The sequence below is a fragment of the Cupriavidus sp. FW305-F7 genome (assembly GCF_058782875.1).
The window spans coordinates 89,172-102,064 of record NZ_JBYSYC010000003.1 but is presented as its reverse complement, the minus strand read 5'-3'; the positions used below and the strand labels follow the sequence as shown (position 1 = coordinate 102,064).

Annotated in this window: 11 protein-coding genes; 7 read left to right on the top strand and 4 right to left on the bottom strand. The window is 70.9% G+C overall.

Going from position 1 to position 12,893, the window contains the following annotated elements; genetic code table 11:
• Positions 1–47 precede the first annotated feature (47 nt).
• From norR to AC3WL8_RS03810, 3 genes are all read left to right on the top strand, one after another.
• A complete protein-coding gene (gene norR / locus AC3WL8_RS03820) occupies positions 48–1,613 on the top strand; it encodes a nitric oxide reductase transcriptional regulator NorR (protein WP_041228948.1) in 1,566 nt (521 codons plus the stop codon).
• 146 nt (positions 1,614–1,759) lie between these two features.
• On the top strand, positions 1,760–2,188 hold the full coding sequence (locus tag AC3WL8_RS03815) for a polyhydroxyalkanoate granule-associated phasin (protein WP_013953913.1): 429 nt from the start codon (positions 1,760–1,762) through the stop codon (positions 2,186–2,188).
• 210 nt (positions 2,189–2,398) lie between these two features.
• Positions 2,399–3,973 (top strand): histidine kinase N-terminal 7TM domain-containing protein, encoded by a 1,575-nt coding sequence (locus AC3WL8_RS03810; protein ID WP_013953914.1) that lies wholly within the window; start codon positions 2,399–2,401, stop codon positions 3,971–3,973.
• Positions 3,974–3,982: 9 nt separating this feature from the next.
• Here the strand turns inward: AC3WL8_RS03810 and ubiT are convergent, their stop codons facing one another.
• The 3 genes from ubiT to ubiU are packed head-to-tail and all read right to left on the bottom strand — an operon-like array spanning position 3,983 to position 6,470.
• Positions 3,983–4,447: a ubiquinone anaerobic biosynthesis accessory factor UbiT gene (gene ubiT, locus AC3WL8_RS03805; protein ID WP_013953915.1), complete on the bottom strand. Its 465-nt coding sequence runs from the start codon at positions 4,445–4,447 to the stop codon at positions 3,983–3,985.
• Positions 4,444–5,376 (bottom strand): U32 family peptidase, encoded by a 933-nt coding sequence (locus AC3WL8_RS03800; protein ID WP_211979449.1) that lies wholly within the window; start codon positions 5,374–5,376, stop codon positions 4,444–4,446. The genes ubiT and AC3WL8_RS03800 overlap by 4 nt, the downstream gene beginning before the upstream one ends.
• 47 nt (positions 5,377–5,423) lie before the next feature.
• On the bottom strand, positions 5,424–6,470 hold the full coding sequence (gene ubiU / locus AC3WL8_RS03795; protein WP_013953917.1) for a ubiquinone anaerobic biosynthesis protein UbiU: 1,047 nt from the start codon (positions 6,468–6,470) through the stop codon (positions 5,424–5,426).
• Between the two features lie 270 nt (positions 6,471–6,740).
• On the opposite strand from ubiU, the gene AC3WL8_RS03790 reads away from it, so the two are divergent.
• Positions 6,741–7,910, top strand: coding sequence for an NAD(P)H-dependent flavin oxidoreductase (locus AC3WL8_RS03790; protein ID WP_013953918.1), 1,170 nt, complete (start codon positions 6,741–6,743; stop codon positions 7,908–7,910).
• Positions 7,911–8,004: 94 nt separating this feature from the next.
• Here the strand turns inward: AC3WL8_RS03790 and AC3WL8_RS03785 are convergent, their stop codons facing one another.
• Positions 8,005–9,399: a hypothetical protein gene (locus tag AC3WL8_RS03785; RefSeq protein WP_211979451.1), complete on the bottom strand. Its 1,395-nt coding sequence runs from the start codon at positions 9,397–9,399 to the stop codon at positions 8,005–8,007.
• 313 nt (positions 9,400–9,712) lie between these two features.
• Here AC3WL8_RS03785 and AC3WL8_RS03780 point away from each other — a divergent pair, with 313 nt between their 5' ends.
• From AC3WL8_RS03780 to AC3WL8_RS03770, 3 genes are all read left to right on the top strand, one after another.
• Positions 9,713–11,737 carry a type IV pili methyl-accepting chemotaxis transducer N-terminal domain-containing protein gene (locus AC3WL8_RS03780; RefSeq protein ID WP_153954120.1) on the top strand — a complete coding sequence of 675 codons (2,025 nt, stop codon included), beginning with the start codon at positions 9,713–9,715 and terminating at the stop codon, positions 11,735–11,737.
• Positions 11,734–12,390, top strand: a complete 657-nt coding sequence (locus AC3WL8_RS03775; RefSeq protein WP_013953921.1) for a response regulator — start codon at positions 11,734–11,736, stop codon at positions 12,388–12,390. The genes AC3WL8_RS03780 and AC3WL8_RS03775 overlap by 4 nt, the downstream gene beginning before the upstream one ends.
• 200 nt (positions 12,391–12,590) lie before the next feature.
• Positions 12,591–12,749 carry a DUF3309 family protein gene (locus AC3WL8_RS03770; protein WP_013953922.1) on the top strand — a complete coding sequence of 53 codons (159 nt, stop codon included), beginning with the start codon at positions 12,591–12,593 and terminating at the stop codon, positions 12,747–12,749.
• Positions 12,750–12,893: the final 144 nt, after the last annotated feature.

The following is a 12,893-nucleotide window of genomic DNA, read 5'->3' as shown; positions in this document are numbered from 1 at the left end:
ACCTTATACTTCTCGTGGTACTAATTACCCTGACGGTGTTTTTCACCATGCTACCGAGCGCGATGTATCCCGAGTTGCTGGCCGACCTTGTCACCGACCTGCCGCATGCGGTGCGCCTGCAGCGGCTGGTCAGCATGCTGCGCACGCATTTCCGCTGTGGCGCGGTGGCGCTGCTGCGGCTGGAGGAAGACCACCTGCGCCCCGTCGCGGTCGATGGCCTGGTGCGCGATGCGCTGGGCCGGCGCTTTGCAGTCGGCCTGCACCCGCGCCTGGCCGCCATCCTGGCGCGGCGCGGCGTGACCTGCTTTCATCACGACAGCGTGCTGCCCGATCCGTACGACGGCCTGATCGACGAGCACGTCGGCGAGCCGCTGCCGGTGCATGACTGCATGGGCACCAGCCTGGCCGTGGACGGCCAACCCTGGGGCGCGCTCACGCTGGACGCGCTGGCGATCGGCACCTTCGATGCGGCGGCCCAGGCCGAGCTGCAGCGGCTGACGGTGATCGTCGAAGCGGCCATCCGCACCACCCGGCTGGAAGGCGAGATCCGCGCGCTGCAGCTGGCGCGCGGCACGCCCGATGCCGACGAAGGCACGGCCCAGCATGGCGACATCGGCGGCGAGATCATCGGTCAGAGCGAGGCCATCGCCAACCTGCTGCATGAGCTGGAAGTGGTGGCCGATACCGACCTGCCGGTGCTGCTGCTGGGCGAGACCGGCGTGGGCAAGGAGCTGTTCGCGCACCGCCTGCACCGCCAGTCGCGCCGGCGCGCGCAGCCGCTGGTGCATGTCAACTGCGCGGCGCTGCCGGAGTCGCTGGCTGAAAGCGAGCTGTTCGGCCACGCGCGCGGCGCCTTCTCCGGCGCGACCGGCGAGCGCCCGGGGCGCTTCGAGGCCGCCGACGGCGGCACCCTCTTCCTCGATGAAGTCGGCGAACTGCCGCTGGCGATCCAGGCCAAGCTGCTGCGCACGCTGCAGAACGGCGAGATCCAGCGGCTGGGCTCGGACCGCCCGCGCCGCGTCAACGTGCGCGTGATCGCCGCCACCAACCGCAACCTGCGCGAGCATGTGCGCGACGGCTCGTTCCGCGCCGACCTGTACCACCGCCTGTCGGTCTACCCGATCCCGATCCCGCCGCTGCGCGAGCGCGGCAACGACGTGCTGCTGCTGGCCGGGCGCTTCCTGGAGCTGAACCGCGCGCGCCTGGGGCTGCGCAGCCTGCGGCTGTCAGGTGGTGCGCAGGATGCGCTGCGCAGCTACCGCTGGCCCGGCAACGTGCGCGAGCTGGAACACGTGATCAGCCGCGCGGCGCTGCGTGCCGTCAGCCGCGGCGCGGGCCGCAACGACATCGTGACGCTGGAGCCTGAACTGCTCGATCTCTACGGACTGGATGTGCCCGCGGCACACCATGCCGGCGCCGGCATGGCCAGCGCGTTCGCCGCCCCGGCACTTGCCGCAGGCATCACCCTGCGCGACGCGGTGGAACAAACCCAGCGCGCCTGCATCGAACAGGCACTGACGGACCAGGGAGGCAATTGGGCGCAGGCAGCGCGCCAGCTGGGTATCGATGCCAGCAACCTGCACAAGCTGGCCAAGCGGCTGGGGTGCAAGTGATTAACACACTCGGGTGCCAGGATGCCGGCATGGCGATGCGCGCCGTTACCGCATAAGCTAGTCCGGGTGCAGCCCGCATCGCGGCATCGCCGTGTGCAGCAACTGCCGCCCCGCTGCGCGCACGCCCACCACCGGAGGTTCCCGTGATGATGACCGCAACGCAAGTCTTCTGGCCGCTCGGCTTCTGGCCGTTTCCCACCTTCTACTCCGGCGCGCACCAGTTTGAGGCCATGCAAGCCGACCTGTCGGACAACTGGCGCCGCATGGCCGAGCTCAACCTGGACTTCGCCCGCACCATGTATGAAGAACTCCAGTTCGATGCCATGGGCCCGATCCTCGCGCCGGAGCCAGAGGCCTTCTACGCGCGCGAGATTGCCTGCGAGCTGCCGCTGATCGGCGGCCCGCTGCACTATGCGTCGGCCATGCTGGAGCTGTGCGCTCGGGCCCAGCAGAAGTGGATCGATGGCTGGGGCCACCTGTTGACTCAGGGCCTGATGCCTGACTGGCAAGGCATGCAAAGGGACGTCACCGATATCCCGTTCTGGCTGGTCCGCGAAACCCCGCGGCCGGCATGACCCGGCCACCCCCGCCTTGCCCCGTCGCGGCGATCATCGCGATCGATTCGCTCGACGCCAGGTAGCGGGGCGCCCCGCGTCCCTTGCCTGCCAGCTGTTGCATCGGCGCACCCACAGCCAAGCCAGCCGCGCAGCCCGGTATCATGCTGGCTGACGAGATCGCGGATCGCCGGAACCAACGCCCGGGTCTCGGGACGCGCTCCGCCCTCAATGCCCTCATATTCCCTGGTTCTCCTGCTTACCGTCGCCGTGGTTGCCTGCATCGGCATGGCCATCGCCACCTGGCCGCGGCGCGACGATCCGACCGTCCAGGCGTTCCTGGTGCTGGCATTCGGCGCGGCGACCTGGAGCGGCGGCCGCCTGCTCGAGATCAGCGCCACCGACCTGGAGGGGCGCATCCTGTGGGCCAAGATCCAGTACCTCGGGATCGTCGCCGTGCCGATCGGCTGGCTGGTGGCGATGGTGCACCTGAGCCGCCCGCGCTATGTGGTGCCCTGGTCCAGGCTGTGGCTGCCCGTGCTGGTGGCCGTCGTCACCGTGGTGATGGTCTTCACCAACGAGCGCCACCGGCTGATCTGGCCGCGCATCACGCTGATGCCTCCCGGCGTATTGCCCGGCGCGGTGTTCGACCATGGCATCGGCTATGCCGCAGTGGCCGTCTGGTCATACCTGCTGCTGGGGGTGAGCCTGTATTTCCTGGTCACGGCCGAAGTGCCCAACGGGGCCTTGTCGCGCCGGGGCCGCGCCATCCTGGCGTCGGGCCTGGCCCTGCCCCTGGTTGCCAATGTCGCCTACCTCAACCGCTGGACCGGGCCGCTGGGCGGGGACCTGACGCCGGCGACGTTCTCGCTGATGGCGGCGCTGGTCTGGTTCTGCGCGCTGCGCACGCACCTTGACGATATCGGCCACTACGCCCGCCTGCGGGTGTTCGATGCCCTCAGCGAAGGCTGCGTGATCGTCGACAGCCATGGTGTCATCGTCGAATTCAATCCGGCCGCGGCGCAGCTCTGGCCGGCCCTGCGCCGCGGCGACCTCCTGCCCTCCGGCTGGGAAGCCGCGCTGCAGCACTCGCCTGCCGACACTGCCAGCCACGCGGCCACGCCTTTCGTGCCGCCGGGCGCGCCCTTCGAGCTTACCGTGGAAGGGGTTGCCCGACTGGACGGCAGGCAGATCGGCAGCCTGCTGTTCCTGCGCGACATCAGCCGCTTCCAGTCGCGTGAGCTGGCCCTGACCGCGCGGCTCGGCCAGACCGAAGAGCAGTTGTGGCAGGTGCAGGCCGACCTGGACATCGACGCCCTGACCGGCATCCGCAACCGGCGCTACTTCCAGCGCGAGTCGATCGCGGCCGTGACCCGGGCGTGCGAGCGCAACCAGGCGCTGGGCCTGCTGATCCTGGATGTGGACCAGTTCAAGCAATACAACGACCTGCATGGCCACGTGGCCGGCGACGACTGCCTGCGGCAGATTGCCGGCGCGCTGACCCGCACGCTGTCCGGCGAGCAGTTCTGCGCCCGGCTGGGCGGCGAGGAATTCGCGGCGGTGCTGCCCGGCGCCACGCGCGACGAGACCCGTGACGTGGCGCGCCGCATGGTGGCGGTTGTGCGCGATCTCCGCATCGCGCACAACGGCACGCCGGTGCAGCCGGTGGTCACCATCAGCGTGGGCGCGGTCTGCACCGTGCCGGAAGCGCCGCGGCTGGAGCCGCTGCTGCACCGCGCCGACAGCGCGATGTACCGGGCCAAGCGCGCGGGACGCAACCGCTTCATGCTGGACGGCGACGCCTGAGCGCCACGGCTACGACGCCGCACCGGCCCGCCCCACGGTGGCCCCGTGCAGGGCCACCAGCCGCGCCGCGGCCTGGCTGACCCATGCGGGCCGCGGCGCGGCATCGAGCCAGTATTTGACCTCCAGGCCCAGCGCGGTATCGCCGCTGATCACCAGCCGGCGCTGGAAGAACAGCGTGTCGGTATCGGCCTCGCCGCCCAGCAGGCGCAGGTAGTCGACCGCGCAGGCGCGCAGCGTCAGTTCAGGCTCGGCGTCCGCTGCAGCGGCGCGAAAGCACCCGCCTTCGCAGCGGAACGGCACGGCCAGCCCAAGGTCCTGCACCGTCAGCAGGAAGGCGTGCCCGTCCAGTGCGGCCGGCGGCTCCAGCCATCCCGCGCGGCGCGCCAGCTCCAGCGCCGCCACCAGCGGCAACGCCCGCGCACGGGCGGGCATGCGCCGGTGCACGCCCGCGATCAGCTTGTGCAGCGCGCTCATGCCCGGGCCTCCCAGGCGATGCCCGCGCTGCCGTGCCAGTAGCCGTTGCACGGCTGGGCGCCGGCCGGCGTGATGCCGCTGGCAGCGGGTGCCTGTTCACCTGCACGAATCGCCGCGAGCTGTTGCACCACCTGCAGCGTGCCGGATGAATGCGGGCTCACGCGCAGCATCCCCACCCCCATCCGCGCCATCGCCAGCGCCTCCGCGCACAGGTCCAGGCAGGTGGCGCTCTGCGTCTGCACGCCGTTGAGCGTGAAGAACGCCTGCCCTTCGCCGGTGGCGGCCACCAGGCCGTCGGGATAGTCCATGCAGCGGAACTCGCAACTGTCCTTGCGCAGCCGATGGTGGCGCGCGGTAAAGCAGCGCGCCGAGAATGCCAGCGGCAGGCGGCCCCAGACAAAGGCTTCCAAACGCATGCCAGTGGGGCGCGCGGCTGCCAGCGCGGCCAGCGTGCCGCCGTCCATCTCCACCGGCGCGACGCAGCCGGCCGCGCCCAGCCCGGCCAGCCACGCCAGCGTATCGGCGTGGTAGACATTGAGGTGGGGGCCGCCGACAAAGGGCCGCCCTGCCATGCAGCGCACCGCGCCAAGGTCGTTGGCCTCGACCAGGTAGTCGTCCTGCGCGCAGGCGCGGCGCATCCAGGCGATATCGGTGTCGGACTCCACCAGCACCGGCGTCGACAGCACCGCCTCCTTGCCGGCATCGCGCAGCATCTGCGCAATCTCCAGCCATTGCGCATGGCGGACTTCATGGCGGCGCGTGCAGACGGTCTCGCCGAGGTAGACGCGGTCGACCGGCGCATCGGCGACCGACGCATAGAACTGCATCACGGCCTCGCGCGGCCAGTAGTACAGCAGCGGGCCCAGGGCGATGCCGAAGTCTGGCATCGCTACGGCTTGCGGCATCGCGGCCGCGGCAATCTCTGGCATGGGAAGCTCCGTCATGGCCGGTTCAACGCAGATCGATGTCATGGGTGTCACCGCCATGGCCGGTCGTAGGCGCCTTGCGTGACCTGGTCGCCTTCGGCATGGCGCCCCAGCGTGCTCTGCCACTCTTGCCGCGGCACGAAGCGCGCCGGATCGGCGCAGGCGGCGTCGATGGCCGCGCGCAGCACGCCGACCACATCGCCCACATAGCGCGGGCTGCGCTGCCGGCCTTCGATCTTGATGGCGGCGATGCCCATGTCGATCAGCGCCGGCAGCAGCGACAGCGCATTGAGGCTGGTCGGCTCTTCCAGCACGTAGCCGCGCTCGCCCTCCACCTCGAAGCGGCCCTTGCACAGCGTGGGATAGCCGGCCGGCTCGCCCGGCGCATAGCTGTCGATCAGGATGCCCGACAGGCGAGCCTGCATGGTGCCGTCCTGCTCGGTCCAGCGCACCGCGTGCGCGGGCGAGCAGACGCCCTTGTTGTTGGGCGAGTCGCCGGTGGCGTAGGACGACAGCAGGCAGCGCCCCTCGGCCATCACGCACAGGCTGCCGAAGCCGAACACCTCCAGCTCCACGCTGGTCTGGCGCGCCAGCTTGCCGATCTGCGCCAGCGACAGCACGCGCGGCAGCACCACGCGGCGGATATGGAAGCGCTCGCGCATCAGCTCGATGGCGTCGGCATGCGTGGCCGAGCCCTGCACCGACAGGTGCAGCCGCAACTCAGGATGGCGCTCGCACGCATAGCCCATCAGGCCGGCATCAGCCATGATGACCGCGTCGGCGCCAAGGTCCGCCGCCGCATCGACCGCGCGCTGCCATTGCGCCACCGCGCCCATCTGGGCGAAGGTGTTGATGGCGAACAGCACCTCGGCGCCGCACGCGTGGGCTTCGGCCACGCCGGTGCGGATGTCGGCCTCGGTAAAGTTCAGGCCGCCGAAGTTGCGCGCGTTGGTGGCATCGCGCAGGCCCAGGTAGACCGCGTCGGCGCCGTGCTGCAGCGCCATGCGCAGGGCCGCCAGCGAACCGGCGGGCGCAACAAGCTGGGGCCGGCGCGGCAGGCTTGCCGCGGCGGATGGGGCTGGGGAGGCAGGGGTCATCGGTGATGGCGCCGGCGGCGGCGCGAAGATGAAGACAGCGGCCGATGCTAGCCAAGCGCTTGCAGCAGGGGCTTGACCGCGCGCAAACCCACGCCAACGGCACACCGCCCGCGTTGGCCTATGCCGGTTGGCGTAGGCCGATGGCAGGCCACCACCGCGCGCTTGACCTGCGGCAAACGCCGGCCCGTGCCGCTGTGCCACGCTTGCCCGGTCATCCCCGCGGCTGGCCGCACGCCGGCCCCGCGCCCATCCTCTCCCGGAGACGTATTTATGAATCAACCCTGGCTCAAGCTGGCCGGCCGCCGCCTGCTGCCCATCGTGCAGGGCGGCATGGGCATCGGCATTTCGGCCCACCGGCTGGCCGGCGCCGTCGCGCGCGAGAACGGCGTCGGCACCATCGCCAGCATCGACCTGCGCCACCACCACCCCGACCTGATGGAACGCACCCGCGGCAGCCGTGACAAGCCCGCCATCGAAGCCGCCAACCTCGAGGCGCTGGATCGCGAGATCCGTGCCGCGCGCACGGCGTCCGAAGGCCGCGGGCTGATCGCCGTCAACGTGATGAAGGCGGTGGGCTCGCACGCCGCGCTGGTGCGGCAATCCTGCGAAAGCGGCGCCGATGCCATCGTCATGGGCGCCGGCCTGCCGCTGGACCTGCCCGAGCTGACCGCCAGCCACCCCAGGGTGGCGCTGATCCCGATCCTGTCCGAGGCACGCGGCATCGGCCTGGTGCTGCGCCGCTGGATGAAGAAGGGCCGGCTGCCCGATGCCATCGTGGTCGAACACCCGGCGCATGCGGGCGGCCACCTGGGCGCGGCCACCATCCAGGACTTGTCGGAGCCGCGTTTCTCGTTTTCGCGCGTGCTGGCCGAATGCCGCGAGCTGTTTGCGCAGCTGGGACTGGCCTGGGACAGCATTCCGCTGATCCTGGCCGGCGGCATCGACAGCCATGCCAAGGTGCGCCACTGGCTGGGCGAGGGCGCCGCCGCGGTGCAGCTGGGCACGGCCTTCGCCGTGACCGAGGAATGCGATGCCCACCCGGCCTTCAAACAGGTGCTGGCAACGGCGCGGCCCGAGACCCTGCGCGAGTTCACCAGCGTAGCCGGGCTGCCCGCGCGCGCGGTGCTGACGCCGTGGCTGTCGCGCTACCTGTCGAGCGAGTCGCGGCTGCAGCGCCGCGCCAAGCCGCGTGAATGCCTGGAGGGCTTCGACTGCCTGCAGGCGTGCGGGCTGCGCGACGGCATTGCCCGCATCGGCCAGTTCTGCATCGACCTGAAGCTGGCGCAGGCCGTGCGCGGCGACGTGGAGCGCGGCCTGTTCTTCCGCGGCCGGGGTGCGCTGCCCTTCGGCGAGGCGATCCGGCCGGTGGCGGAGCTGATGCACTACCTGTTGACCGGGGAAAAGCCTGCGGGGCTGACTCAAACCCCGACACCAGCCTGACGCATGCCTGTTGTGCGTGCCGTGCCCAACGCCGCGCGAACAAGGCTCCCCTCGCCCGCTTGCGGGAGAGGGGTGGGGGAGAGGGCCGGAGTGTCTACGAAGTGAGGCGCGTCGGTGTGCCAGCGCCTGCCCTCTCCCCCGGCCCCTCTCCAGCAGGCGGGAGAGGGGAGCAAACCGGCAGCATGGGAACCTTGTCTGCAATGCGCGGCGGTAATCCGCCGCGCTTCTTCATCTCCCGCATGCACCGCAACGCTCCCAGCAGCTGCCACCCCAGCCACGCATTGGCGCCCGCCAGCAGCAGGCCGCCAGCGCGGGCCAGCGGCGCCGGCGCCAGCGGTACCGCCAGCAGCAGCACGTAGGCCGCCAGCAGCAGCCATGCCTGCCGCCGTTGCCGGCCCGGCACGATGATGGCCTGCATGGCCGGCACCCGCGCGCGCGGCGGCAGCAGCCGGCGCAGGTGCAGCCAGGCCAGGAACGGCACGATCTTGCCGAGCATGGCCGTGACCGGCAGCACGCCCACGCCGACCAGCGCCATGGTCCCGGCCCACCATGCCAGCGGCAGCCCGGCGGCGGGCAGCACGACTGCCGCCGCCCCCAGCAGCGCCGCACCCATCATGCTGGCGCATGCTACCGGCCAGAGCAGCCACAGTGGATCATGGCGCCGCCGCGCGCACAGGGTGCCGGCCAGCCCGCATGCTCCCACCACCGCCAAGAACGCCAGCCACGCGAGCAGCACGCCATGCGCCAGTGCCCGGTGATCCGGCCACAGCATTGCCGCGGCGCTGAACAGCGCCAGCGGCAACCAGTGCGCCATGGGCAGCCAGCGCCCGATCGCCGCCGGCAGGCGCGGCGCCTGCCAGAACATCGGCAGCACGGTGGTGGCCACGCCGGTCACAAGCGCGGCCAGCCAGCCGCCCAGCGCCCACGCCATATGCAGGCCAAGCCAGCGCGCCACCGGCACGTGCCACCAGCCGCCGAAGGCGCCGGCCAGCACCATGCCGCATAGCACCGCGACCATCAGCGGCGCGCCGATGCCGGCAAGGGTGCGCGTGGTGGCATCCACTGCGGCCACGCGCCGGCCAGCAGCCAGCAGAATGGCCCCGGCCAGCAACAGGATCACGGCCACGGCCACCGCCGCCTGCATCGCCACAGGTTCGCCGCCGAGCAGCCCAATGCCCAGGGCGGTGGCCACGCCCGCGCCTGCCGCGGCCATGCACGGCGCAAGCAGCCCCGCACCCGGCACGGCCACGCCGGCCACCACCGGCATCATCTGGAACAGCGCGCCCACCATGACCGGCAGCAGCATGCCCAGCGCCAGCACATGCACCGCCACCAGCGCCAGTGGCGCAAAGCGGTCCGGCAAGCCGTCGGGCGGACCGGCGGCAAGCAAGACGCCCGCCGCGGCGCCAAGCCACGGCGCCGGCATCAGGCAGCCGAACACCACGGCCAGGCGCGGGGCGCGTTCGTAGTCGAAACTGGCTGCCTTCAAGAGCTTCTCCCATCAATGTTGACCGGATGCTAGGCCAGGGCAGGTCGTGGGGATTTGACCGCAGCCAAGTTTGACGGCATATCCCCGCCCCATGCGGCGGATCGATATATCACGACGTGACAGGTCTGGTGGGATCCGCCGATGCGCCGCCGACCGCACATACACTGCACCAAAGCCGGACTTTCTTGATCTGGCGCAGGAAGCCCCGTCTGCTACGCAGGGAAAATGGCTTCCACTGCCAGCGCACAGTCATGCACGCGCCGGCCGCCGGGCCAACACCCGGCTTCCCCGACTGGTAGCCCCCGATACCGCCATGTTCCGAACCGATCCTCCAGCCGCCAGCGCCACGGCGGCCTCCGGCGCTGCCGGCCTGCCGGCGCTGCGCGACCGCCTCTCCACCCGCATCATCTCGCTCTCGCTGGCCGTGCTGCTGGTGGTGCTGGGCATGATTGCCGGCACGCTGTGGCTGTCATGGAAGCTGGAAGGCGCGGGTGCCGCCATCAATGACGCCGGCAGCCTGCGCATGCGCGCCAACCGCGTGGCGATCGAACTGACGCTGGCACAGGCGCGCCAGGACAATGCACTGGCCGAACAGGTGCAGGCGCTGGACGCCACGCTGGCCCTGCTCAGGAAAGGCGACGCAGCGCGCCCGCTGTTCCTGCCGGACGAACCCGCCATTCATGCGCAGATGGCCCGCGTCACGCAGGACTGGCAACAACGGCTGCGCCCGCTGGCAGTGGCCGGAGCGGGCAACGACGCTGCGCCGGCACGCTATATCGCCGCACTGCCCGGCTTCGTCGCGCAGGCCGATCGCCTGGTCGGCATGATCGAGCATGACAGCGCGCGCAAGACCGACTGGCTGCGCGTGTCGCAGATCGCGCTGGCGGCAATGGCGTGCGTGGGCACCGTGGCCGTGATCTACCTGCTCTACCTGTGGATCATCCTGCCGGTGCTGCGGCTGCAGGACGGCCTGCGGCGCATGGCGGCGCGCGAGTTCTCGCTGCGCCTGCCGGTGGAAAGCCGCGACGAGTTCGGCACCCTCAGCGAAGGCTTCAACCGCATGGCCGGCGAACTGCAGGGGCTGTACCACGACCTGGAGACGCGCGTGGCGCAGAAGACCGCCGAGCTGGAACGCCAGAACCGCGACCTCGAGACGCTCTACGACATGGCCGCCTTCCTGAACCAGGCCGCCGATGCCGAGGCCATGGCGCGCGGCTTCCTGGAGCGCGTGATGCGCCAGTTCGATGCCGATGGCGGCAGCGTGCGCGTGCTGGACAGCCGCCACGGCAGGATGCACCTGCTGGCAGCCGCAGGCCTGCCGGCCGCGCTGGCCGAATCCGAATCCTGCGCGGCGGCCAACGCCTGCCATTGTGGCGACGCCACGCGCGAGGCCGTGGTCGCCATCGTCGACCTGCGCGCGGCGCAGCGCCAGGGCGCCGCCGCGGATGCCACGCCCTGCAGCCGCAACGGCTTCCAGTCGCTGGCGGCCTTCCGCATCGAAAGCCAGCGCGGCGCCACCGGCGTGTTCGCGCTGCACTTCCGCACGCCGCGCGCGCTGCCCCCGTCAGACCGCCAGATGCTGGAAACACTGGGCCAGCACCTTGGCACCGCGCTGGAACACCTGCGCCTGTCCGCGACCGCGCGCCAGCTGGCGGTGGTGGAAGAGCGCAACCTGGTAGCGCAGGGCCTGCACGACAGCATTGCCCAGGGCCTGAACTACCTGAACCTGCAGGTGCAACTGCTGGACGCCGCGGTCGAGCGCGACGACCTGGCCGAGACCCGCGAGATCGTGCCGATGCTGCGCCACGGCGTGGAAGAGAGCTACCAGGACGTGCGCGAACTGCTGAACAACTTCCGCTCGCGGCTCGGCACCGGCGAGCTGCGCCCGGCGGTGGAAGAGACCGTAGGCCGCTTTCGCCGCCAATGCCGCACCGAGGCCACGCTCTCCATTGACGAGAGCGGCGGCGCCTGGCCGTTGGCGCCGGAGCAGCAGCTGCAGGTGCTGTTCATCCTGCAGGAGGCGCTCTCCAATGTGCGCAAGCACGCCATGGCGGCACACGTGGCGGTGGCGCTCAGCCACGGCCGCGATTTCCGCCTGGTGGTGCAGGACGACGGCGAGGGCTTCGATCCGGAGGAACTTGCCACGCGCGCCGAAGCGCATATCGGCCTGAACATCATGCGCGAGCGCGCGGCGCGGCTGGGGGCGCAGCTGCACGTGCAGGCCCGCCCCGGCCACGGCGTTCGCATCGAACTGGTGCTGCCCGCCGGCCGCGCTTCCGGCGCCCGCAAGCTCGCCGACACCCGCCCCGCCCCCACGACCACCGAGACCCAGCCATGACCATCCGCATCCTGCTGATCGACGACCACACCTTGTTCCGCTCCGGCATCCGCGCGCTGCTGCAGCGGCAGGCCGACTTCGAGATCGTCGACGAAGCCGCCGACGGCGTGGAAGGCATCAAGCGCGCCAAGCAGCACCGCCCCGACGTGATCCTGCTGGACCTGAACATGCCCGGCCTGTCCGGCCTGGAGGCCCTGCAGCTGCTGGTGGAGGACCTGCCGCAGACCGCCGTGATCGTGCTGACCGTGTCGGAAGAAGCCGAGGAACTGGCCACCGCGCTGCGCGGCGGTGCGCGCGGCTACCTGATCAAGAATATCGAGACCGAGGCGCTGATCGCCGGCATCCGCCGTGCCGCGGCCGGCGAGCCGGTCATCTCCGACAGCATGACCGCCAAGCTGGTGGCCCAGTTCCGCGCTCCCGCACCGGTGGCCGCGGCGCGCCAGGACGAAGCGCCACGGCTGACCGCGCGCGAGCGCGAGATCGTGCAGGGCCTGGCGCGCGGCGAAAGCAACAAGGAGATCGCGCGCGACCTGGGCGTGGCGGAAAGCACGGTGAAGATCCACGTGCAGAACATCCTCAAAAAGCTGAACCTGGCCAGCCGCGTGCAGGTGGCCGTCTATGCCGTCGAGCACGGGCTGAACGCAGCGTGCTGAACGCGGCGCGGCGTCCGCCACGACAGCCCTGCATGTGCCCCCCGCGCCCCAGCGTCGTCCGATTCCTACACCGATATCAGCCCTAGTCCGGGGGGATGCCGGCGCCCCCTGATCTAGGCTGAACAGTAAGCAGTTGGTTCTCCGAGGCCACCCGGTCCGGAAGCCCCCGGCTTGCCAGATCCACAAACAAGGAGCACGCCATGGGAATCGGCACCATCCTCCTGATCATTCTTGTCCTGCTGCTGCTCGGCGCGCTGCCGGCCTGGCCCTACAGCTCCGGCTGGGGCTACTGGCCTAGTGGCGGCCTGGGCCTGATCGTCCTGATCGTGGTGCTGCTCGTGGTGCTTGGCCGGATCTAGTGTTTCCCGGCCAGCCTGCGGGCGATGCACGCCGGCACGCGCACGCAGCGGCGCCGGCGCGGGGCGACCCTTGTCGCTGCCGCGCCGGCGCCCTATAACGAAGCGCGGGCGTGTGTCACCGCATCGCCCGGTTCCTTCCCCCCC

What these genes read in the sequence shown, in the direction of transcription:
- ubiU (WP_013953917.1), bottom strand. Translation starts at nt 6,470, where the DNA reads ATGACCCCTGCCTCCCCAGCCCCATCCGCCGCGGCAAGCCTGCCGCGC.
- AC3WL8_RS03815 (WP_013953913.1), top strand. Translation starts at nt 1,760, where the DNA reads ATGATGACCGCAACGCAAGTCTTCTGGCCGCTCGGCTTCTGGCCGTTT.
- AC3WL8_RS03775 (WP_013953921.1), top strand. Translation starts at nt 11,734, where the DNA reads ATGACCATCCGCATCCTGCTGATCGACGACCACACCTTGTTCCGCTCC.
- ubiT (WP_013953915.1), bottom strand. Translation starts at nt 4,447, where the DNA reads ATGAGCGCGCTGCACAAGCTGATCGCGGGCGTGCACCGGCGCATGCCC.
- AC3WL8_RS03790 (WP_013953918.1), top strand. Translation starts at nt 6,741, where the DNA reads ATGAATCAACCCTGGCTCAAGCTGGCCGGCCGCCGCCTGCTGCCCATC.
- AC3WL8_RS03780 (WP_153954120.1), top strand. Translation starts at nt 9,713, where the DNA reads ATGTTCCGAACCGATCCTCCAGCCGCCAGCGCCACGGCGGCCTCCGGC.
- norR (WP_041228948.1), top strand. Translation starts at nt 48, where the DNA reads ATGCTACCGAGCGCGATGTATCCCGAGTTGCTGGCCGACCTTGTCACC.
- AC3WL8_RS03810 (WP_013953914.1), top strand. Translation starts at nt 2,399, where the DNA reads ATGCCCTCATATTCCCTGGTTCTCCTGCTTACCGTCGCCGTGGTTGCC.
- AC3WL8_RS03770 (WP_013953922.1), top strand. Translation starts at nt 12,591, where the DNA reads ATGGGAATCGGCACCATCCTCCTGATCATTCTTGTCCTGCTGCTGCTC.
- AC3WL8_RS03800 (WP_211979449.1), bottom strand. Translation starts at nt 5,376, where the DNA reads ATGCCAGAGATTGCCGCGGCCGCGATGCCGCAAGCCGTAGCGATGCCA.